Consider the following 20,683-nt stretch of genomic DNA (forward strand, 5'->3'; position numbering starts at 1 on the left):
GGTGACGATATGAACGACGATAGCTCGAAGAGACGGCTTGGTCGCGGACTGGCCGCGTTGATCGGCGAGATGGATCAACCGCTGCAGGCAGGCGCTTCCGCCCCTGCCCCGTTCAATCCGGACCGGCGCGTGCCGATTGAGTTCGTGTCGCGCAACCCGCGCAACCCGCGCCGGCAGTTCGACGAAGCCGAGCTTCAGGATCTCGCCAATTCGATTCGTCAGCATGGCATCGTTCAGCCCGTTGTCGCTCGCACGATCGGCGCTGACCGCTACGAGATCATCGCCGGCGAACGTCGTTGGCGGGCCGCACAGTTAGCCGGATTCACCGAGATTCCGGTCATTATCCGTGACGTCGACGACCGCACGGCGCTCGAGATCGCGATCGTCGAAAACGTTCAGCGCTCGGATCTCAACCCGCTCGACGAGGCGCTCGGCTACGAGCAGTTGATTGCCGAACACGGATATACGCAGAACGACCTCGGCGAAATCATCGGCAAGAGCCGCAGCCACGTCGCAAACAGCCTGAGACTGCTGAAATTGCCGGAACCGGTGCGCGACATGCTGTCGGAAGGCGTGCTGTCTGCCGGTCATGCGCGAGCGCTGATTCCCACGTCGGATCCGGCGGCGCTGGCTCGCACGATCGTCTCCAAGGGGCTTTCGGTGCGTGATGCCGAGCGCATTGCCCAGAACGATATCCGCGCCCAGAACGACCCGAATTTCGGCAAGACGACACGCCGCGACGAAAAGGATGCGGACACGCTGGCGCTGGAACGCACCCTGTCGGACAGCCTTGGCCTCGAGGTCACCGTCAATCACAAGGCTTCCGGCGGCCATCTCCGCATCGCCTACAAGACACTCGATCAGCTCGAGGAAATCTGCCGGCTGCTCGAGCGCCGCTGAGCGCTTGCAAACGCCATTGTGAGAACAATCGAGAGGCGCGCCCCGCAAACAAGGGCGCGCCTTAATTTATTGATTTCTCTAGTTTTTCTGCGCGAATGGACCCGGTCATTGCCTGCAAGGGCGCGGATCCATCCGCGTAAAGAGGCCATTCCAGCTAAGAAATGAAGGAAGCAGCGGCTTCAGCCGGCTGAATTCCCCCTGGGCCAAACGCATCAACGCCGTGCGGATTGCACCGCGATCGCCATGAGGTTCTGCAAGACAAGGCTTTCCTCGAGGCTGGCGCGGCTGCGGCTTTGAAAGATTGTCGTCTGCAGGCGATTGAGTTCACGGCGTATCGCCGGCGCTGTCCATTGCTTCAACGCGGCCTCGACAATCGGTTTGCGTCGGAAATGCAGACCCCGCCCGAGCGTCGCAATCACCTGCCCTGCCTGTTGACGACTGGCGTCCATCTCGGCGCGCATCACGTCGAGCTGCTGGAACTGTCGCAGACAGGCCTGTAGTACCAGAAACGCCGGGGTTTTCGAGGTCGTGATCTTTTGCATCGCGTGCAGCAGGCCATCGAGATCGCCCTTGAGCACGGCATCGACCGCGTCGTCGACGGAAATGGCGCTGGCATCGCCGACGATGTCGAGCACGTCCTCCTCGTCCACGACCGTCTTCCCACGGCAATAAAGGGCGAGCTTGCGCAGCTCGTTGCGTGACGCCAGACGGTCGCCGCCGAGAGCTTCCACCAGGCGCGCACGGGCGGCCGGCGTGATTCCCAGCTTCTCGTCGCCAAGTTCCTTGTCAATCAAGGCCTGCAGGCCGCGAACGTCATCACTGTAGCAGGCGATACAGGCAACAGAGCGGGCCGTCTCGCCGATCTTGCGAAGGGCGGCACCCTTCTTCAGGTCACCGGCCTCGACGATCACGTAGCTGCCCGAGGGCGGCTCGGCCGAGAGAAGCTGCATCGCGTCGACGAGCGACTTCTCGTTGGCCGCTCCCCGCACCCAGATGAGCTTTTCACCACCAAACAGGCCAATGGAATTGACCTCATCGAGCAGCCGGCCGGGCGATTGCGCCAGTTCGCTGACATCGAGCTTCAGCACGGAAAAGGGATCATCCAGCGGCACGCCGCAGCGCGCGGCGAGTGCGGACGCACGTTCGGATACGAGCCCGCGATCGGGCCCGTAGAGAATGAACAGCCGGTAGACCCCGGCGGACTTCTGGAGGAAGGAGTCGAATTCGTGCGACTTGACTTCGCTCATCCCGACACCGGACTAGCGACTGAGGGCCGCGGCAACATCAGCCCGGATCAGCTCGGCCAATTCCTTTGCGGCGCGGTTTTCGCCATCGCGCACGGCGCGCACCTTGGCAAATTCCTGGACGGAGAAGTCGACAAGCGCGACCGCCGTGCGGTTGCCGGACTTGATCGTCTCGCCCGTTCCGATCTTCGTCAGGTTGTAGTCCGCCTTGACGACGATGCGTCCGGCGCTTGCCCGATCCACGCGGTCCTTGTTCTGATCATAGAGCACGCCCATGGCGCGGCTCGTGACGTCCAGCGACAGGTGATATTGCGGGTTTACCGGTTCGCCCTGCCCGCCCGCCACAAGGAAGATCAGCGCGTTGCGGACTTCCTGTTCGACGCGCTCGTCGGCATCGGAGATCTCGATCGCCGCCAGCGCCGTCGACGTACCGACAGGATCGGAGTAGAGCGGCCTGACCTGGCAGCCGGCGAGCGCGGTCAGCAAAAGAACACCTGCCAGCACCGGAAACGACCGGATACGGGAGCCAGCTCTATCAGACAACGACATTGACGATCCTCTGGGGCACGACGATGATTTTCTTGGGGCTGCTGCCGTTGAGCGCAGACTTGACGGCATCGAGCGCCAGGACGGCGCTTTCGATCGCACTCTGATCCGCATCGCGGGCGATTGTCAAATCGGCGCGCTTCTTGCCGTTGATCTGCACCGGAAGGGTGATTTCGTTCTCGACGACCAGTGCAGGATTGAACGTCGGCCAGCCGCGCTCCGCGATCAGCCCCTCGCCGCCGATTTCGCGCCAGCATTCCTCGGCGAGGTGCGGCGTCATCGGTGCAATCAGGCTGACCAGGATCGCCGTGGCGTCCTTTACAGCGCTCGCGAGCGCTGCGCCCGCCTTGCTGGCGGCAACCTGTGTCAGCGGTGCGGCAAGCGTGTTCACGAGCTCATAGATGCGTGCCACGGCCTTGTTGAAGGCGAGCTTGTCATAATCCGCCTCGACCGCGCGCAGCGTCTTGTGCGCGGCCTGAGAAACGGCAAGGGCCTCGCCTTCAAGCGCCGGTGCGGCTTCTATCCCGCGCAGCTTTTCGGCCGCCTCGCTGATCAAGCGCCATACGCGCTGGACGAAGCGATGTGATCCTTCGACACCGGCTTCGGACCAGATGACGTCACGATCCGGCGGCGAATCGGAGAGAACGAAGAAGCGGGCGGTGTCGGCGCCATAGGAAGCGATGATGTCATCGGGATCCACGACGTTCTTCTTCGACTTCGACATCTTCTCGATCGAGCCGATGGCGATTTCCTCGCCGGTCTCGAGCAGCACGGCGCGGCGGCGTCCGTCGATTTCCTCAATGCGGATTTCGGCTGGCGTCACCCATTCGCGCTGGGCACCCTCGCCGCGGCTATAGGTTTCGTGCACGACCATGCCCTGGGTGAAGAGACCCTTGAACGGCTCGTCGAGCGCGACATGGCCGGTCGCCTTCATCGCGCGGGTGAAGAAGCGTGAGTAGAGCAGGTGCAGGATCGCGTGCTCGATGCCGCCGATATATTGATCCACCGGCAGCCAGTGGTTGGCGACCTTGGGATCCGTCGGATTGTCTTCCCACGGTGCGGTGAAGCGCGTGAAATACCAGGACGAATCGACGAAGGTGTCCATCGTGTCCGTCTCGCGGCGGGCATCCTTGCCGCAGTGCGGGCAGGCAACGTGGCGCCAGGTCGGGTGACGGTCGAGCGGATTGCCCGGCTTGTCGAAGGTGACGTCCGGCGGCAGAATGACCGGCAGGTCGGCCTTCGGAACCGGCACGACGCCGCAGTCATCGCAATGGATGACCGGAATCGGGCAGCCCCAATAGCGTTGACGCGAAATGCCCCAGTCGCGCAGGCGGAAGTTCACCTTGCGCTCGGCGCGCGGCGTGCCGTCGAGCGTTTCCTGCTCGAGCTTCGAGGCGACCGTCTCGAAGGCTTCTTCCGTCGACAGGCCGTCGAGGAAGCGCGAGTTGATCATCACGCCGTCGCCGATATAGGCCTCGTCGCCGATGGCGAAGGTTGCGGCATCGCCGTCCTTCGGCATGACGACCGGGACGAACGGCAGGTCGTATTTGCGGGCGAAGTCGAGGTCGCGCTGGTCACCGGAGGGGCAGCCGAAGATGGCGCCCGTGCCGTAGTCCATCAGCACGAAATTGGCGACATAAACCGGCAGTTCCCAGCTCGGATCGAGCGGGTGCTTGGCGCGAAGTCCGGTATCGATGCCCTTCTTTTCTGCCGTTTCCAGCGCGGCGAGCGAGGTGCCGGCGCGGCGGCACTCCTCGCAGAAGGCATCGACTTCTGGATTGGTCGCCGCCGCCTGCCTAGCCAGCGGATGGTCGGCAGCGATCGCCAGGAAGGAAGCGCCGAAGAGCGTGTCCGGACGGGTCGTGTAGACGGTGAGCTCGGTTGCGTCACCGGCGGTGCCTTCGACCAGCTCCCAACGCAGCGACAGACCTTCCGAACGGCCGATCCAGTTCTTCTGCATCAGGCGCACCTTCTCGGGCCACTGATCCAGCGTGTCCAGCGCGTCGAGCAGTTCCTGGCTGAAGTCGGTGATGCGGAAGAACCACTGCGTCAGTTCGCGCTGTTCGACCAGCGCGCCCGAGCGCCAGCCGCGCCCGTCGATCACCTGCTCGTTGGCGAGCACGGTGTTGTCGACCGGGTCCCAGTTGACCTTGGACTGCTTGCGGTAGACGAGGCCCTTCTCCAGGAAGTCCAGGAACAGGTGCTGCTGGCGCTGGTAGTAGGCGGGGTCGCAGGTCGCGAATTCGCGGTTCCAGTCGAGCGACAGGCCCATGACCTTGAGCTGCGCTTTCATCGAGGCGATGTTTTGGTAGGTCCAGCTCGCCGGGTGAACGCCGCGTTCCATGGCAGCGTTTTCGGCCGGCATGCCGAACGCGTCCCAGCCCATCGGGTGCAGTACGTTGAAGCCGCGGGCGCGCTTGTAGCGCGCCACCACGTCACCCATGGTGTAGTTGCGCACGTGGCCCATATGGATGCGGCCCGAGGGATAGGGGAACATTTCGAGCACGTAGTACTTTTCGCGCGGATCGTCGTTCTCGGTCTGGAAGACCTCGTTCTTTTCCCATTCCTGCTGCCAACGGGGCTCGGCATCACGCGGATTGTATCGTTCGCTAGACATGTCTTTTCGATGTTCCGGAAGTTCTGCGGCGCATAGGGGCGCCTCATGATAGTTGGGGTGACCTTCACCACGAAACCGCCTGACGGTCAAGTTTTTGAAGGGTTTGCCGCGACACTTTGGCGGATTTGCGCCCGTCATGAGGGTGGCGGTCTTGGCAAGACGATCAACTTTGCCTAATCCGCTCGGTGAGTGGTTTGAGAAATCCGTTTCGGAGAAAAGGTCCATGGAAGTCCAAGAGCGATTGCAGGATGTCGTGAGCCGGATTCAGGCGGCAGAGAAGTCTGCTCATCGCTCCAAGGGTGCCGCCACGCTGGTCGCCGTGTCCAAAACCTTCGACGCCGACGCAATCCGGCCGGTGATTTCCGCAGGCCAGCGGGTCTTCGGCGAAAACCGCGTGCAGGAAGCGCAAGGCAAGTGGCCGGAACTGAAGGCGGAGACATCCGGTCTCGAACTCCACCTGATCGGCCCGTTGCAATCGAATAAGGCGCCCGAGGCGGTTGCTCTGTTCGACGTCATCGAGACCGTCGATCGTGAGAAGATTGCCCGCGCGCTCGCCGCAGAGATGCAGAAGCAGGGCCGGAACCTCAGGCTCTACGTTCAGGTCAACACCGGGCTGGAGCCGCAGAAGGCCGGCATCCCACCGGAGGAAACGGTCGCTTTTGTCGATTTCTGCCGCCAGGAGCTGGGTCTGCAGATCGAGGGGCTGATGTGCATTCCGCCGGTCGAGGAAAATCCCGGCCCGCATTTCGCCCTGCTCGCCAAGCTGGCCGCAGCCTGCAAGCTCGAGAAGCTGTCGATGGGCATGTCCGGCGATTTCGAGACGGCCGTGCAGTTCGGCGCCACCAGCGTCCGCGTCGGTTCGGCCATTTTCGGCGCGCGATAACGCCAATTCGCCGCATTACGCTTTCGTCGGGGTTCCCCTGCCCACCCATTAGCCTATCCTTGTGCACGAGGAGGCCGGACATGTCCGGCAAATGCATAGGGAGGAACGGAAATGGCGAGTCGCTATTCCGAAGTGTACGCCGCCTGGAAGGCGGATCCGCAAGGCTTCTGGTCCGGTGCTGCCGACGCCATCGACTGGTTCGACCGTCCGCAACGCGCTTTCGATGCCGCGGGCGGTACCTACGGGCACTGGTATGCCGGTGGCTCGACGAACACCTGCTACAATTGTCTCGATCGCCATGTCGAGGCCGGGCGCGGCGAGCAGATCGCTTTCATCTATGACAGTCCGGTCACTGGGCGGGTCGAGCGCATCTCCTATGCGGCATTGCTCGCCGACGTGGCGGCATTGGCCGCCGTCTATCGAAAGCTCGGTGTTGGCAAGGGTGATCGCATCATCATCTACATGCCGATGATCCCGCAGGCAGCGGTTGCCATGCTGGCCGCCGCCCGCATCGGCGCCGTGCATTCCGTGGTCTTCGGCGGTTTTGCCGCCAACGAACTGGCGGTGCGCATCGATGATTGCCAGGCGAAGCTCGTGGTGTCCGCGAGCTGCGGCATCGAACCCGGCCGAACCGTCGCCTATAAGCCGCTGCTCGATGCAGCGCTGGAGATCGCGACCCACAAGCCGGCGCATTGCCTCGTCTTCCAACGGGAAATGGCGGAAGCGGACATGATGGAGGGACGCGACATCGATTTCGCTGTGGCGCTGGCGGCGGCGAAGCAGGAGGGTGAAGAGGTCGGATGCACGCCCGTTGCCTCAACCGATCCGCTTTACGTGCTCTATACGTCGGGCACCACCGGCCAGCCCAAGGGCGTGGTGCGCGACAATGGCGGCCACATGGTCGCGCTCAAATGGTCGATGGAAAATTTCTTCGGCGTTCAGCCGGGCGAAGTGTTCTGGGCGGCCTCGGATATCGGCTGGGTCGTCGGCCATTCCTACATCGTCTATGGACCGCTCCTCAACGGCAGCACCTCGATCCTCTTCGAGGGCAAGCCGGTCGGCACGCCCGATCCCGGAACCTATTGGCGGATCATTGCCGAGCACGGGGTCGTGGTGATGTTCACGGCGCCGACGGCCTTGCGCGCGATCCGCAAGGACGACCCCGACGCGTCCTATGTCGGCCGCTATGACCTGTCGCGCTTCCGCGCGCTGTTCCTTGCCGGCGAGCGGGCGGATCCGGATACGATCCGCTGGGCGGAGAAGGCGCTTGGCGTCCCGGTGATCGATCACTGGTGGCAGACGGAGACCGGGTGGCCGGTGGCCGGCAATCCCATGGGTCTCGGTCTGTTGCCGGTCAAGTACGGTTCTCCGGCGGTCCCACTGCCCGGGTATGATGTCCAGATTCTCGACGATGCCGGACATCCGGTCGGCCCGGGCACGCTTGGCAATGTCGTCGTAAAACTGCCGCTGCCGCCCGGCTGCCTGCCGACGCTTTGGAACGCAGACCATCGGTTCCGCGCGGCCTATCTCGAAGAGTTTCCCGGCTATTACAAGACCGCCGATGCCGGCTATCTCGACGAGGATGGCTATATCTTCATCATGGCGCGCACCGACGACATCATCAACGTCGCCGGTCACCGGCTCTCGACCGGGGCGATGGAGGAGGTCTGCGCCAGCCATCCTGATGTTGCCGAATGCGCGGTCATCGGCATCGCCGACGACTTGAAGGGTCAGGTGCCCGCCGGCTTCCTCGTCATCAATTCCAATGTTTCCCGTGAAACGTCGGAGATCGAACGCGAAGTGATCAGCCTCGTGCGCGAGCGCATCGGGCCGGTGGCGGCCTTCCGCATGGCGATTTGCGTCAAGCGACTGCCGAAGACGCGGTCGGGCAAGATCCTGCGGGCGACGATCCAGAAGATTGCCGATCGCCAACCCTGGAAAATGCCGGCGACGATCGACGATCCGGTTATCCTGGACGAGATCACGTTGGCGCTGCATGGCCGGGGAATCGGCATCTAGCGACTTCCTGAGCCGGCTTATGATGTGAGCGCCACGGCGCTCGCATCAAGACTGACGACGGTCGCGAACCAGTCGCTGAAGACTGACACTGCCTTTGAGCGCGCGGTCTTGGTGATGAGAAAGTAGCTTTCGTCTTCGAGGGTGGCGATATCGGACAGGATCACGAGGTCGCCACTCTCTATTTCGCGCCGGAAGACCTCGACCGGGCAAAGCGCCACGCCATGGCCGGCAATGACCGCCGTGGCGAGTAGGTTGAAGTCCTGGAAGATGGGGCCTCGCAGGCTTTGTCCCGCCACCACCCCTGCCCTGGCGAACCAATCGCGCCAGCGCGAGGTTGTCTCGTCGTGCAGCAGATCGGTGGAAGCGATCGCCTGCGCTGTCTTCAACGCACCTTTCCGTTCGATGTAGCGAGGGCTCGCGACCGGCCGATTGATGCGTGAAAACAGCCGGTCTGACCGCGTCCCTTCGCTCGTATCGGCGCCGAGGGTGATGAGGATATCGCAACCGGTTTCGCGCAATTGCTGTTCGGCCATGGCGTAGACGACCTTGACGTCGACTTCCGGGTAATTGCGGAGAAACTCTCCGAGTGCCGGTATCAGCCAGCGGGTGGCGATCGAGGGAATACAGGCGACACTCACTTGTGCCTTGGCATTCAATCGCAGCAACTCCGTTTCCGCGCCGATGCGCTCGAACGCCGATGTCAGCGCCGTTGCCAGTCCCTCAGCCTCCGCTGCCAGCCGCACACCACGCTTCTCCCGCACGAAGAGCGGTCGGCCAAACCACTCTTCCAGCAAGCGGATCTGGTGGCTGACGGCCGCATGCGTCACGTGCAACTCGTCGCCGGCGCGGGAGAAACTTGCCAAACGCGCCGCGGCTTCGAAGGCGCGCAGCATGCCGAGCGGTGGCAGCATCATCTGTAAATTTTCCTCATCAATTCCGTGAGGAATCGTCGTTTGATTGGCTTCCTATGTCAACCGATACTGAGCTCATCGTGGAAGGGGCGGAAGAATCCCGTCCTAAAACATTAGAAATCCTTACAGATGGAGAGACCCATGTTCGTGCGCAGCCTGCAGCAGATCGAAGCAACCGATCATTTCGTCGAATGGGGCAGCGGCACCAGTCATCGGCTGCTTACCGAGAAGGATGGTATGGGCTTCACCGTCTGCCACACCGTGGTGCGCGCCGGCACGGTATCGTTGCTCGAGTACCGCAATCATCTGGAGGCGTGCTACTGCATTGCCGGCCACGGTGAGGTCGAGGACATGCAGGGCAAGATCTTCCCGATCAACAAGGGCGACATCTACGTGCTGGACCAGCACGACAAACACTATCTGCGCGGCGGCAAGGACGAGGATCTGATCCTCGTCAGCATCTTCAATCCGCCGCTTAAAGGTACCGAGCGCCACAACCTCAACGATCCATCCGGCTCGGCTTACTGAAGACGTTCCTGAACACTGGCTAACAAAAAAAGCCCGGATCGATCCGGGCTTTTTTCATCGAGCTGGACGGCGATCAATAGTGATCGTCTTCGTCCTCGTCCTTGCGGTCCGACTTCAGCGACTTGAGCTTGGCGAAGACGGCATCGGCGTCGATCTCCTTCTCTTCCTCGCGCTCGTAGCTGAAGCCCAGCTTTTCGGTCTCCTGAGCCGATTCCAGCGTCTGGCCGAGTTCGGCAGCCGTCGGCAGCGGACGGCCCTTGGAGGCGCGTTCGACTTCGAGGTCGAGATCGATCTGCGAGCAGAGGCCGAGGGTCACCGGATCCATCGGCGTCAGGTTGGCCGAGTTCCAGTGGGTACGCTCGCGGATCTGCTCGATCGTCGACTTGGTGGTGCCGACGAGGCGCGAAATCTGCGCGTCCTTCAACTCGGGATGGTTGCGCACGAGCCAGAGAATAGCGTTGGGGCGATCTTGGCGCTTGGAGACCGGCGTGTAGCGCGGACCCTTGCGCTTGCTGTCGGGAACGCGGACCTTCGGCTCGGAAAGCTTCAGCTTGTGGTTGGGGTTTCCTTCGGCGCGAGCGATTTCGTCACGCGAAAGCTGGCCCGTGGCGATCGGGTCGAGGCCCTTGATGCCCTGCGCGGATTCACCGTCGGCGATCGCCTTTACTTCAAGCGGGTGCAGCTTGCAAAACTGCGCGATCTGGTCGAAGGACAGCGCGGTATTGTCAACGAGCCAGACGGCTGTTGCCTTGGGCATAAGCAGTTGCTGAGCCATGGATATAGTCCTTTTGTCCGCCGCGTCGGTGTCGCGGGCCGTGGAGTCTACCACTGATTTCCGGGAAATGTGGGCCTCTATACCGTCCTTGTCTCAAAATTGCAATTCTTCAGTTCCAAATGTCCTTTTGTCTAATTGCGGCGGGCATTTGACCTGCTATGTATGTCCGCGAAACGGGCTGGCCCTGGGAGTGGCGAGCCGCACTAGGAATGCGTAGGGAGGAAAATATGTCCGCCAAAATCTATCCGGTGTTGAAGTCTGCGAAGAGCCGGACGTTGCTCGACAATGCCACTTACCTGAAGTGGTATGAGGAGAGTGTTTCGGACCCGGCAAAGTTCTGGAGCAAACACGGCAAACGGATCGATTGGTTCAAGCCCTACACCAAGGTCAAGAACACTTCCTTCAAGGGCAAGGTTTCGATCAAGTGGTATGAAGATGGCCTCACCAACGTCTCTTACAACTGTATCGACCGCCACCTGAAGACGCATGGCGAGAAGACGGCGATCATCTGGGAAGGTGACAACCCCTATATCGATAAGAAGATCACCTACAACCAGCTCTACGAGCAGGTTTGTCGCCTCGCCAACGTGCTGAAGAAGCATGGCGTCAAGAAGGGCGACCGCGTCACCATCTACATGCCGATGATCCCGGAAGCGGCCTATGCGATGCTCGCCTGCGCCCGCATCGGTGCGATCCATTCGGTCGTTTTTGGCGGCTTCTCGCCGGACGCGCTTGCCGGACGTATCGTCGACTGCGAATCTACCTTCGTCATCACCTGCGATGAGGGCGTGCGCGGCGGCAAGCCGGTACCGCTCAAGGAAAACACCGACACGGCGATCGATATCGCGGCCAAGCAGCATGTCATCGTCAACAAGGTGCTGGTGGTCCGCCGCACCGGCGGCAAGACCGCCTGGGCGCCGGGCCGCGACCTCTGGTATCACCAGGAAATCGCCACCGTGAAGCCGCATTGCGATCCGGCGAAGATGAAGGCGGAAGATCCGCTGTTCATCCTCTATACCTCGGGCTCGACCGGCAAGCCAAAGGGCGTGCTGCACACGACCGGCGGTTACCTCGTCTACGCGTCGATGACGCATGAATATGTCTTCGATTACCGCGACGGCGAAGTCTACTGGTGCACGGCCGACGTCGGCTGGGTCACCGGCCACTCCTATATCGTGTACGGCCCGCTGGCGAATGCGGCGACGACCGTTATGTTCGAAGGCGTCCCGAATTTCCCGGATGCTGGGCGCTTCTGGGAAGTGGTCGAAAAGCACAAGGTCAACGTCTTCTACACGGCGCCGACGGCGATCCGCTCGTTGATGGGTGCCGGTGACGACTTCGTCAAGCGCTCGTCGCGCTCGTCGCTCCGCCTGCTCGGCTCGGTTGGTGAGCCGATCAACCCGGAAGCCTGGGAATGGTACTACAACGTCGTCGGCGAGCAGAAGTCGCCGATCGTCGATACCTGGTGGCAGACGGAGACCGGTGGCATTCTGATCACGCCGCTGCCGGGCGCGACCGATCTCAAGCCCGGTTCCGCCACCCGGCCGTTCTTCGGCGTGCAGCCGCAGCTGGTCGACAATGAAGGAAACGTGCTTGAGGGCGCTGCTGACGGCAACCTCTGCATCACCGACAGCTGGCCCGGCCAGATGCGCACGATCTACGGCGATCACGCGCGCTTCGGCCAGACCTACTTCGCCACCTACAAGGGCAAGTATTTCACCGGTGACGGCTGCCGTCGCGATGAGGACGGCTATTACTGGATCACCGGTCGCGTCGACGACGTTCTCAATGTTTCCGGCCACCGTCTCGGAACGGCAGAAGTCGAATCGGCGCTGGTATCGCATCACCTCGTCTCGGAAGCGGCAGTTGTCGGCTATCCGCATCCGATCAAGGGCCAGGGCATCTACTGCTATGTTTCGCTGATGGCCGGCGAAATCGGCAATGACGATCTCCGCGCTGCTTTGGTGAAACACGTCCGTTCGGAAATCGGACCGATCGCCACGCCCGACAAGATCCAGTTTGCGCCCGGCCTGCCGAAGACACGCTCTGGCAAGATCATGCGCCGCATCCTGCGCAAGATCGCCGAAGACGATTTCGGTGCACTTGGCGATACCTCGACGCTCGCCGATCCGGCCGTCGTCGACGATCTGATCGCCAACCGTCAGAACAAGGCCTGATCCTTGCGGCCGCTGCGCGCCCACTGGGTGTGTAGCGGCCGTTTTGACTGAAATAGACTTCGCTGTGATCTAAGATGTCTCGATGCGCATCTCTTTGCGCTCGCTTCGACTTAGTGAGCCGGATTCAGATCGTGGCTAAAGGGCTGGCAGACGGCAGCCCCTGACTCAGAAATCGATCGCCCGACCCTTGATCTCCCAGTCGCCGTAGCGGGCAGGATCTTCACCGCCGCGCCCGCCGATTTCCGTTGGCAGCTCCTTCTTGATTTCCTGCTGACGCCGCTCTTCGGCTTCCTTCAGCGCGCGTAGGGCCGCGGGCGGCAGCGGCCGTTTCGGACGATCGGGAGCGTTGTCATTGTCGTTCTGCATCTGAACGGTATCCGGATTCGAGCATCAATATTGAAGAACGGGGCATTTGCACCCATCATATAGGATGCCGTTCCCACAACGGGAACCCTGATTCACGTGAAACATCGACGATCCGGAGACTTAGATGAACCTTGTCCGCACCGCCATGCTGCTTGCAGTCATGACCGCCCTGTTCATGGCGGTGGGCTTCGTCATCGGCGGACGCAGCGGCATGATGATCGCCTTCGTCATGGCCGCGGGCATGAACTTCTTCTCCTACTGGAACTCCGACAAGATGGTGCTGCGTATGTATCGCGCCCAGGAAGTCGATGAGCGCAGTGCGCCGGAATATTACGGCATCGTGCGTGACCTTGCCCGGAATGCTGGTCTGCCGATGCCGCGCGTCTATGTGATCGATAGCCCGCAGCCGAATGCTTTTGCCACCGGTCGCAACCCGGAAAATGCCGCGGTTGCCGCCTCCACCGGCCTGCTGCATGCGCTCAACTATGATGAAGTGGCGGGCGTCATGGCGCACGAACTGGCGCACGTACAGAACCGTGACACCCTCACGATGACGCTAACGGCGACGCTTGCCGGTGCGATCTCGATGCTCGGCAACTTCGCCTTCTTCTTCGGCGGCAACCGTGAAAACAACAACCCGCTCGGTTTCATCGGCACGCTGGTCGCCATGATTGTGGCGCCGCTGGCGGCGATGCTGGTGCAGATGGCGATCAGCCGCACCCGTGAATATTCGGCTGATCGGCGCGGTGCCGAAATCTGTGGCAAGCCCATGGCACTGGCCTCCGCCCTGCAGAAAATCGCCGGCGCTGCCCATCAGATTCACAATGACGACGCCGAGCGCAATCCGGCGACGGCGCATATGTTCATCATCAATCCGCTCTCCGGCGAGCGTATGGACAATCTGTTCTCGACCCACCCGAACACCGAAAACCGGATTGCGGCCCTTCAGCAGATGGCCCAGGAAATGTCTTCGGTCTCGACGCCGCCGGTTCGGGCTGATAATCCGGTGCGCAAATCGCGCTCTGTACCCTCTACCGGTTGGGGTCGCGGTGGTTCCGAACCACCCAAAGGTCCCTGGTCCTGATGTCCGCAGATAACAAGAACGATTCACCCCCGAAACGATCGCACCGAAACGGCGCCGCAGCGAAATCGAAAAAAACCGCGGACGCTCCTCGCGGCCCGGAAAAACCGGGGCTAAGAGCACGGCAGGCCGCCGCAAAAATTCTCGGCGCGGTGATCGACCGCAAGACGTCGCTCGACGGCATGCTCGACAGCGAGCACGGTAATCCGGCCTATCGCGAACTCAATGAGGCCGACCGCGCTCTGGTTCGGGCGATCCTGAACTCAGGGCTTCGCCATCTCCCGCGCATCCAGGCCGCCATCAATTCGCTGCTGCAGACGCCTTTACCGGAGGGCGCGCGCGCGCTTGATCATGTGCTTGCCGTGGCGGCGGCGCAGATCCTTTATCTCGATGTGCCTGATCATTCCGCCGTCGACCTCGCCGTCGAGCAGGCGCAGGCGGATCCGCGCAATCGTCGTTTTGCCAATCTCGTGAATGCGGTTCTTCGGCGCCTGTCACGTGAAAAGGATGCCATTCTCGAAGGTATGCGTGATGTCCCGGCGATGCCCGATTGGTTCTTCGAGCGCCTGGTCGCCCGCTATGGCGCTGGACCAGCCCAACAGATCGCCGAAGCGCAGCTGACGCCGGCGGCCATCGATTTGTCGGTCAAGTCTGAACCCGCAGCTTGGGCCGAGCGTCTTGGTGGCATCGTCTTGCCGACAGGTTCGGTCCGTCTCGGCGCATTCTCCGGCTCCATCCCTTCCTTAGCCGGATTCGATGATGGCGCCTGGTGGGTTCAGGATGCTGCAGCGTCGATACCGGCGCGGCTGTTCGGTGACATCAGCGGCAAGCGGGTCGTCGATCTCTGTGCCGCACCGGGCGGCAAGACCGCGCAGCTCATCCTTGCCGGCGCCGAAGTGACGGCGCTCGATCAGTCCGGCAGCCGTCTGCGTCGGCTGAAGGGCAATCTGAAGCGGCTTGGCCTGGAGGCGGAGACGAAGGAAGTCAACATGGCCGACTTCCAGCCGGAAACGCTGTTCGATGCGGCCCTGCTCGATGCACCCTGCTCTTCCACCGGCACGACGCGTCGTCACCCCGACGTGCTGTGGACCAAGGGGCCGGAGGATATCGCAAAGCTCGCCGCCTTGCAGGAGCGGCTGCTCCGCCATGCGCTCACAGTCGTCAAGCCCGGTGGTATTGTCGTCTTTTCCAATTGCTCTCTCGATCCGCTCGAAGGCGAAGAGGTCGTCGATCGAGTGGTCGGTTCCGGCGCTCAATATGAGCGGATTCCGATTTCTGCTGAGAATTGGCCGGGACTGGAGGACGCAATCACGCCGCTCGGCGAAATGCGCACCACGCCGGCGATGTTCCCGCTCGACGCGCCCTTTGCCAGTGGGCTCGACGGCTTCTACGCGGCGGTGATTCGCCGCAAATAGCACCGCCAACCGAAGTTGGGCCCATCAAAATGGGGCTCAAGGCCCTGTTTTGCCGCGTCATTTGACGCTATCGCGCCAGAGGCCTATCAAAGACGACAATATTGATAAAAGTTTAACGGTCTCTCTGACACCATGCGGCGGCTGGCGCGAGACCATCGCCCGTTCAGATGTCTTGAGCGGTGATGCCAGAAATGAGGAAACCGGCGGCCTTGATGTTGTTTTCCGGCAGGCGGAGGCTTTCTTACCTGTATATGCGTGAAGGCTGGCGCCGCGTGTCGCGTCGGCTATCGATTGGCCGCGTCTCCACTTTGCGTTTTACCGGGTCGACGCCCAACCGCCTGATTGTCGCGCCGACCGATCTTAGAGCCGTCGATCCCTTTGTTGCCGAAGAAATTCTTGCCGGCCGTTTCCCGCTTGCCGGCCGCGTTGTCGATACGGAAGGCGAGTCGCCGTTCGAGATCGATCTTCCGTCGCGCGAGTTCGCGGCGCGTCTGCACTCCTTCGGCTGGCTGAGGCACCTGCGTGCGATCCGCGAGGACGCTGGTTACGTTCGATTGCGCCAGATCGTCGACGACTGGATCGCCACGCACGGCCGCGATCTCGGCGGCATTGCCTGGGATCCGGATATCATCGCCCAGCGCATCATTGCCTGGCTTTCCCACTCGCCCGTTGTTTTGCGCAATGCCGAGCATGGTTTCTATCGCCGTTTCCTGAAGAGCCTGGCGCTGCAGGTGCGCTACTTGCGCCATATCGCCGAGACGGTGCGTGACGGCGAGGCCAGGCTTCGCGTGAGGCTCGCGCTTGCCATGGCGTCGGTCGCCATGCCGGCGTCGCCGAGCGCCATTCGCAAAGCCTCGCGCCATCTCGACCTCGAACTCGATCGCCAGATCCTGCCGGATGGCAGCCATTGCTCGCGTAGCCCCCGCGCAGGGCTCGAATTGCTGCTCGATCTGCTGCCGCTCCGGCAGACCTACGTCAATCTCGGCCATGACGTGCCGTCGCGGCTGATCCCCTGCATCGACCGCATGTATCCGGCTCTGCGCTTTTTCCGCCATCAGGGCGGCGAACTGGCGCTGTTCAATGGTGCGACTTCGGTTCTGGCCCATGAACTGGCCTCGGTGCTGCGTTATGACGAGACGGCGGGCGAACCGTTCCGTTCGCTGCCCCATGCGCATTACGAGCGTCTGGCGATCGAGAACACGGTCGTCATCATGGATACCGGCCGGCCGCTTTCCGTCGATCTTTCGCGCAGCGCCCACGCCGGCTGCCTGTCCTTCGAAATGTCCTCGGGCAAGACGCGCTTCGTCGTCAATTCCGGTGCCCCGAAGTTTGCCGGCGACCGTTTCCGGCAGATGTCGCGCACGACAGCAGCGCATTCAACGGTCACCGTCAACGACACGTCCTCGTCGCGTTTCTCGCAGTCCCGTTTCCTGGGGCCGATCATGACGACGGGTGTTTCCAAGGTAACGGTGGAACGCAAGGACGAGCCTGGCGGGCTGGAGTCGGTGACGGCAAGTCATGATGGTTATCTTGCCGCCTTCGACCTGGTCCACGAACGTGATATCGGCGTTCTGAACGGCGGCCGCATGATCCGCGGTCGCGACCGGCTGTCACGTGCCGATGGCAGTGATCCGGACGAGGCCAATACGGCGACGGCGGTGGCGCGCTTCCACATTCATCCGGCCGTGGGCATCCGCCAGAATAATGCGCGCGAGATCTTTCTGACCGCGCCGGACGGCGAGATCTGGCTCTTTGCCTGCCAAGACGGGGAGCTTGCGGTGGAAGAGGATATCTTCTTTGCCGATCCCTCGGGCATCCGCGCGTCGTCGCAATTGACCGTAACCTTCGCCGTCGCTCGCCAGCCGGAGATCCAGTGGACCTTCTCGCGCGCGAACTGAGGTGCTTATTTTAGCGCTGCCGTCTTGTGGAGGTTCCTTCGGCAGACAAGCTATGCTAACGGGCAGCCATCCCAACCGCCGGAGCTTCCTCCCGGGCGTCCGGCGCCGCCAAAGGAGCATGGTGATGGCTGTCGCCTCCAAGAAAATCCCCGCCCCGAACGAGGTTACGGTCCGCACCGCCCTCCTCTCCGTGTCCGACAAAGCGGGCGTCGTCGATCTCGCGCGCGCTCTGCACGAAAAGGGCATCCGGCTCGTATCGACCGGCGGCACGCACAAGGCGCTCTCGGAGGCCGGCTTGCCGGTGAGCGACGTTTCCGAACTGACCGGCTTCCCTGAAGTCATGGATGGCCGCGTGAAGACGCTGCATCCGGGCGTGCATGGTGGCTTGCTCGCGATCCGTGACGATGCCGATCATGTTGCCGCCATGTCGACGCACGGCATCACCGCGATCGACCTTGCGATCATCAACCTCTATCCCTTCGAAGAAGTCCGGGCCAAGGGCGGCGACTACCCGACGACGGTCGAAAACATCGACATCGGCGGCCCGGCAATGATCCGCGCCTCGGCCAAGAACCATGCCTACGTGACGATCGTCACCGATCCGGCCGACTATCCGGTTCTTTTGGAAGAGCTTGCTGCCGGCAAGACGACCTATGCCTTCCGACAGAAGATGGCGGCCAAGGCCTATGCCCGAACCGCGGCTTACGATGCAGCCATCTCCAACTGGTTCGCTGAGGCGCTCGATACGCCGATGCCGCGCCACCGGGTGATTGGCGGCGTGCTCAAGGAAGAGATGCGCTACGGCGAAAACCCGCACCAAAAGGCGGGCTTCTACCTGACTGGCGAGAACCGCCCGGGTGTTGCGACCGCTGCCCTGCTGCAGGGCAAGCAGCTCTCCTATAACAATATCAACGACACGGATGCCGCTTTCGAGCTCGTTGCCGAGTTCCTGCCCGAAAAGGCGCCGGCCTGCGCCATCATCAAGCACGCAAACCCCTGTGGCGCCGCGACCGCGCCGACGCTTGTCGAGGCCTATCGCCGGGCGCTCGCCTGCGATTCCACTTCGGCTTTCGGCGGCATCATCGCGCTCAACCAGGAACTCGATGCGGAAACGGCCGAAGAAATTGTCAAGCTCTTCACCGAGGTGATCATTGCGCCTTCGGTCAGCGACGCGGCCAAGGCTGTCATTGCCCGCAAGCCAAACCTGCGGCTGCTTGCGACCGGCGGCCTGCCGGACCCGCGCATCCCGGGCCTTGCCGCCAAAACCGTTTCCGGCGGCCTGCTGGTCCAGACGCGCGATAACGGCATGGTCGAAGACCTCGAGCTCAAGGTCGTGACCAAGCGCGCGCCGACGGCCCAGGAACTCGAGGACATGAAGTTCGCCTTCAAGGTGGCCAAGCACGTGAAGTCGAACGCGATCGTCTATGCCAAGGATGGCCAGACCGCCGGCATCGGCGCCGGCCAGATGAGCCGCGTCGATTCCGCCCGTATCGCCGCGATCAAGGCCGAGGAAGCGGCCAAGGCACTGGGCCTGGCAACGCCGCTCACCAAGGGCTCCGCCGTCGCGTCCGAAGCCTTCCTGCCGTTTGCGGATGGTCTGCTTTCGGCGATCGCAGCCGGTGCCACGGCCGTCATCCAGCCGGGTGGCTCGATGCGTGACGAAGAGGTGATTGCCGCTGCGAACGAGCATGGCGTTGCCATGGTCTTCACCGGCATGCGCCACTTCCGCCACTAGGCAGAACCCGGGGCCAGCACTTCACGCTTCGCCCGGAACTTCTCTGCTAGCGAGAGACAATCAGAAGCCGTCGCGTCCCCAGGATGCGGCGGCTTTCTTGCGTCCGTCGTCGGCCGGATAGGGCGTGCGCAGGAGAACCAGCAAGCCGACCACCAGGAAGGCAATGAGCGCCATCATGCCGATGCGCGCCGAGTCGGTGGCAAGCGTGATCGTGGCGACAGATGCGGGGGCGAGGAACGACGTGGCACGGCCGGAAAGCGCATAGAGCCCGAAGTAGCGCCCGGCCTCGTCCAGGCTGACGCTGCGGGCGAGGTAGGAACGCGATGAGGCCTGCACCGGGCCGAAGGCGATGCCGACCAGCAGGCCGTAGAGAATGTAGGTCTTTTCCGCCGCTGTGCCGAAAAGGCTGCCGGAATCCTCCGTCGGCAACGGTACGAGGCCGAACAGAGTGAAGCCTGGGCCTGTCGAGACGATGCCGATCGTTGCAAATGTCAGGCAGATCAGGCTGGCGGTGACGATCACCTTGGAGCCGAGGCGTGTATCGAGCCTGCTGGCATAGAGGCAGCCGCCGATGGCGACGATGTTCAATATGATGCCGTAGATGCCGAGTTCCAGCGTCCGCCAGCCAAACATTGCGGCGGCGAAGGTGCCGCCAAGCGCCAGAAGGCCGTTGACACCATCCTGGAAGATCATGCGTGCGATGAGGAAGCGGAGAATCCCCGTTCTTTCCTTGAGTTCGCCGAGTGTGCCTTTCAATTCCCTGAGGCCAGTGACGGTCGCCTTGCCAAGAAACATGGTCGCCTTGGTTGCGTCGGGCGTGAACAGGAACATCGGCAGGATGAAAACGAGGTACCAAAGCGCCGAGATCGGTCCGGTGATGCGTGCATCCTCTCCCTTGGCAGGATCGAGACCAAACAACGGATCGATGCCGGCTGCCGTCTTGCCGTCTTCAGGGCTGCCGGCAAGCAGTGCCACGACGGCGATCAGCACGATCATGCCGCCGAGGTAGCCGAGCCCCCAGGCGATGTTGGAGATACGGCCGACGTCCTTCTCCGGGACGAGGCGGGGCATCATCGAATCGTTGAAGACGATCGAGAACTCGGCCGCGATGCTTGCGAGGATCATCAAGATCGCCGGGTAGAGGATGGGCGAGCCGGGTGCCGCGAACCAGAGCATGGAGAGTGATGCGATCTTGATGACCGCGAAGAAGGCGATCCAGGGTTTGCGCGGGCCGGTGGCGTCGGCGATGGCGCCGAGCACCGGCGAAAGTACCGCGATGATGATGCCGGAAACGGTGAGTGTGTAGCCCCACATCGCCTGGCCGACGGCGTGATCCTCCGTCAGTCGCGAGACGAAATAGGGGCCGAAGATGAAGGTGGTGATGACCGTGAAGAAGGGTTGCGCCGCCCAGTCGAACAGCATCCAGCCAGCGATGCCCGCGCGCGACGCCCGCGGTTGTTCCTCAGTCCTCTCGGCCGAAATCTGCAAGGTCCCCTCCCGAAACGACTGCGCCGCGCGTCCTCTCGAACGCGCGGCGCAGCCTATCTTCAATCCCACCGATTCCAAAAGGTCCAGAGCGGGATGCGGA

Annotated in this window: 16 protein-coding genes; 9 read left to right on the forward strand and 7 right to left on the reverse strand. The window is 62.4% G+C overall.

What is annotated here, in order from left to right; translation table 11 throughout:
• The first annotated feature begins 9 nt into the window (after positions 1-9).
• Positions 10-900, forward strand: coding sequence for a ParB/RepB/Spo0J family partition protein (locus V7S54_RS12530; protein WP_065376376.1), 891 nt, complete (start codon positions 10-12; stop codon positions 898-900).
• Positions 901-1,112: 212 nt separating this feature from the next.
• On the opposite strand, the gene holA is transcribed toward V7S54_RS12530, so the two are convergent.
• From holA to leuS, 3 genes are read right to left on the reverse strand one after another with little or no spacing between them, the layout of a single operon-like run.
• Positions 1,113-2,147 carry a DNA polymerase III subunit delta gene (gene holA, locus V7S54_RS12535; protein ID WP_065376377.1) on the reverse strand — a complete coding sequence of 345 codons (1,035 nt, stop codon included), beginning with the start codon at positions 2,145-2,147 and terminating at the stop codon, positions 1,113-1,115.
• Positions 2,148-2,159: 12 nt separating this feature from the next.
• Positions 2,160-2,693, reverse strand: coding sequence for an LPS assembly lipoprotein LptE (gene lptE, locus V7S54_RS12540; protein ID WP_057252012.1), 534 nt, complete (start codon positions 2,691-2,693; stop codon positions 2,160-2,162).
• On the reverse strand, positions 2,680-5,307 hold the full coding sequence (gene leuS, locus V7S54_RS12545) for a leucine--tRNA ligase (protein WP_065376378.1): 2,628 nt from the start codon (positions 5,305-5,307) through the stop codon (positions 2,680-2,682). The genes lptE and leuS overlap by 14 nt, the downstream gene beginning before the upstream one ends.
• A 223-nt stretch (positions 5,308-5,530) precedes the next feature.
• On the opposite strand from leuS, the gene V7S54_RS12550 reads away from it, so the two are divergent.
• Positions 5,531-6,190 (forward strand): YggS family pyridoxal phosphate-dependent enzyme, encoded by a 660-nt coding sequence (locus tag V7S54_RS12550; RefSeq protein WP_065376379.1) that lies wholly within the window; start codon positions 5,531-5,533, stop codon positions 6,188-6,190.
• 111 nt (positions 6,191-6,301) lie between these two features.
• Positions 6,302-8,209 carry an AMP-binding protein gene (locus V7S54_RS12555; protein ID WP_065376380.1) on the forward strand — a complete coding sequence of 636 codons (1,908 nt, stop codon included), beginning with the start codon at positions 6,302-6,304 and terminating at the stop codon, positions 8,207-8,209.
• A gap of 17 nt (positions 8,210-8,226) precedes the next feature.
• On the opposite strand, the gene V7S54_RS12560 is transcribed toward V7S54_RS12555, so the two are convergent.
• Positions 8,227-9,120: a LysR substrate-binding domain-containing protein gene (locus V7S54_RS12560; RefSeq protein WP_083203785.1), complete on the reverse strand. Its 894-nt coding sequence runs from the start codon at positions 9,118-9,120 to the stop codon at positions 8,227-8,229.
• A 141-nt stretch (positions 9,121-9,261) separates the two neighbouring features.
• Here V7S54_RS12560 and V7S54_RS12565 point away from each other — a divergent pair, with 141 nt between their 5' ends.
• The gene (locus V7S54_RS12565; protein ID WP_065376382.1) at positions 9,262-9,648 is read left to right on the forward strand and encodes an ectoine synthase; all 387 of its coding nucleotides are present in this window, start codon (positions 9,262-9,264) and stop codon (positions 9,646-9,648) included.
• Between the two features lie 73 nt (positions 9,649-9,721).
• Here V7S54_RS12565 and V7S54_RS12570 read toward each other — a convergent pair whose 3' ends face one another.
• Complete coding sequence (locus V7S54_RS12570) at positions 9,722-10,423, reverse strand: DUF1013 domain-containing protein (RefSeq protein WP_043624204.1); 702 nt, start codon at positions 10,421-10,423, stop codon at positions 9,722-9,724.
• Positions 10,424-10,650: 227 nt separating this feature from the next.
• On the opposite strand from V7S54_RS12570, the gene acs reads away from it, so the two are divergent.
• Positions 10,651-12,600: an acetate--CoA ligase gene (acs, locus tag V7S54_RS12575; protein ID WP_065376383.1), complete on the forward strand. Its 1,950-nt coding sequence runs from the start codon at positions 10,651-10,653 to the stop codon at positions 12,598-12,600.
• Positions 12,601-12,765: 165 nt separating this feature from the next.
• Here the strand turns inward: acs and V7S54_RS12580 are convergent, their stop codons facing one another.
• Positions 12,766-12,966, reverse strand: a complete 201-nt coding sequence (locus V7S54_RS12580; protein ID WP_065376384.1) for a DUF1674 domain-containing protein — start codon at positions 12,964-12,966, stop codon at positions 12,766-12,768.
• Between the two features lie 124 nt (positions 12,967-13,090).
• Here V7S54_RS12580 and htpX point away from each other — a divergent pair, with 124 nt between their 5' ends.
• The 4 genes from htpX to purH all read left to right on the forward strand — a co-directional run bounded on the left by htpX (position 13,091) and on the right by purH (position 19,095).
• A complete protein-coding gene (gene htpX, locus V7S54_RS12585) occupies positions 13,091-14,050 on the forward strand; it encodes a zinc metalloprotease HtpX (RefSeq protein WP_336408457.1) in 960 nt (319 codons plus the stop codon).
• A complete protein-coding gene (locus tag V7S54_RS12590) occupies positions 14,050-15,462 on the forward strand; it encodes an RsmB/NOP family class I SAM-dependent RNA methyltransferase (RefSeq protein WP_065376386.1) in 1,413 nt (470 codons plus the stop codon). The genes htpX and V7S54_RS12590 overlap by 1 nt, the downstream gene beginning before the upstream one ends.
• Before the next feature lie 212 nt (positions 15,463-15,674).
• Positions 15,675-17,360 (forward strand): heparinase II/III family protein, encoded by a 1,686-nt coding sequence (locus tag V7S54_RS12595; protein WP_065376387.1) that lies wholly within the window; start codon positions 15,675-15,677, stop codon positions 17,358-17,360.
• Positions 17,361-17,484: 124 nt separating this feature from the next.
• The gene (gene purH / locus V7S54_RS12600; protein WP_065376388.1) at positions 17,485-19,095 is read left to right on the forward strand and encodes a bifunctional phosphoribosylaminoimidazolecarboxamide formyltransferase/IMP cyclohydrolase; all 1,611 of its coding nucleotides are present in this window, start codon (positions 17,485-17,487) and stop codon (positions 19,093-19,095) included.
• Positions 19,096-19,155: 60 nt separating this feature from the next.
• Here purH and V7S54_RS12605 read toward each other — a convergent pair whose 3' ends face one another.
• Complete coding sequence (locus tag V7S54_RS12605) at positions 19,156-20,583, reverse strand: MFS transporter (protein WP_065376389.1); 1,428 nt, start codon at positions 20,581-20,583, stop codon at positions 19,156-19,158.
• Positions 20,584-20,683: the final 100 nt, after the last annotated feature.

The organism is Ensifer sp. CCNWLY38, from assembly GCF_037120565.1.
Taxonomy (GTDB): Bacteria; Pseudomonadota; Alphaproteobacteria; order Rhizobiales; family Rhizobiaceae; genus Ensifer; species Ensifer adhaerens_H.

Excerpts from the sequence above, each read along its gene's own strand:
- V7S54_RS12530 (WP_065376376.1), top strand. The coding sequence starts at position 10 with ATGAACGACGATAGCTCGAAGAGACGGCTTGGTCGCGGACTGGCCGCG.
- holA (WP_065376377.1), bottom strand. The coding sequence starts at position 2,147 with ATGAGCGAAGTCAAGTCGCACGAATTCGACTCCTTCCTCCAGAAGTCC.
- lptE (WP_057252012.1), bottom strand. The coding sequence starts at position 2,693 with ATGTCGTTGTCTGATAGAGCTGGCTCCCGTATCCGGTCGTTTCCGGTG.
- leuS (WP_065376378.1), bottom strand. The coding sequence starts at position 5,307 with ATGTCTAGCGAACGATACAATCCGCGTGATGCCGAGCCCCGTTGGCAG.
- V7S54_RS12550 (WP_065376379.1), top strand. The coding sequence starts at position 5,531 with ATGGAAGTCCAAGAGCGATTGCAGGATGTCGTGAGCCGGATTCAGGCG.
- V7S54_RS12555 (WP_065376380.1), top strand. The coding sequence starts at position 6,302 with ATGGCGAGTCGCTATTCCGAAGTGTACGCCGCCTGGAAGGCGGATCCG.
- V7S54_RS12560 (WP_083203785.1), bottom strand. The coding sequence starts at position 9,120 with ATGCTGCCACCGCTCGGCATGCTGCGCGCCTTCGAAGCCGCGGCGCGT.
- V7S54_RS12565 (WP_065376382.1), top strand. The coding sequence starts at position 9,262 with ATGTTCGTGCGCAGCCTGCAGCAGATCGAAGCAACCGATCATTTCGTC.
- V7S54_RS12570 (WP_043624204.1), bottom strand. The coding sequence starts at position 10,423 with ATGGCTCAGCAACTGCTTATGCCCAAGGCAACAGCCGTCTGGCTCGTT.
- acs (WP_065376383.1), top strand. The coding sequence starts at position 10,651 with ATGTCCGCCAAAATCTATCCGGTGTTGAAGTCTGCGAAGAGCCGGACG.
- V7S54_RS12580 (WP_065376384.1), bottom strand. The coding sequence starts at position 12,966 with ATGCAGAACGACAATGACAACGCTCCCGATCGTCCGAAACGGCCGCTG.
- htpX (WP_336408457.1), top strand. The coding sequence starts at position 13,091 with ATGAACCTTGTCCGCACCGCCATGCTGCTTGCAGTCATGACCGCCCTG.
- V7S54_RS12590 (WP_065376386.1), top strand. The coding sequence starts at position 14,050 with ATGTCCGCAGATAACAAGAACGATTCACCCCCGAAACGATCGCACCGA.
- V7S54_RS12595 (WP_065376387.1), top strand. The coding sequence starts at position 15,675 with ATGTTGTTTTCCGGCAGGCGGAGGCTTTCTTACCTGTATATGCGTGAA.
- purH (WP_065376388.1), top strand. The coding sequence starts at position 17,485 with ATGGCTGTCGCCTCCAAGAAAATCCCCGCCCCGAACGAGGTTACGGTC.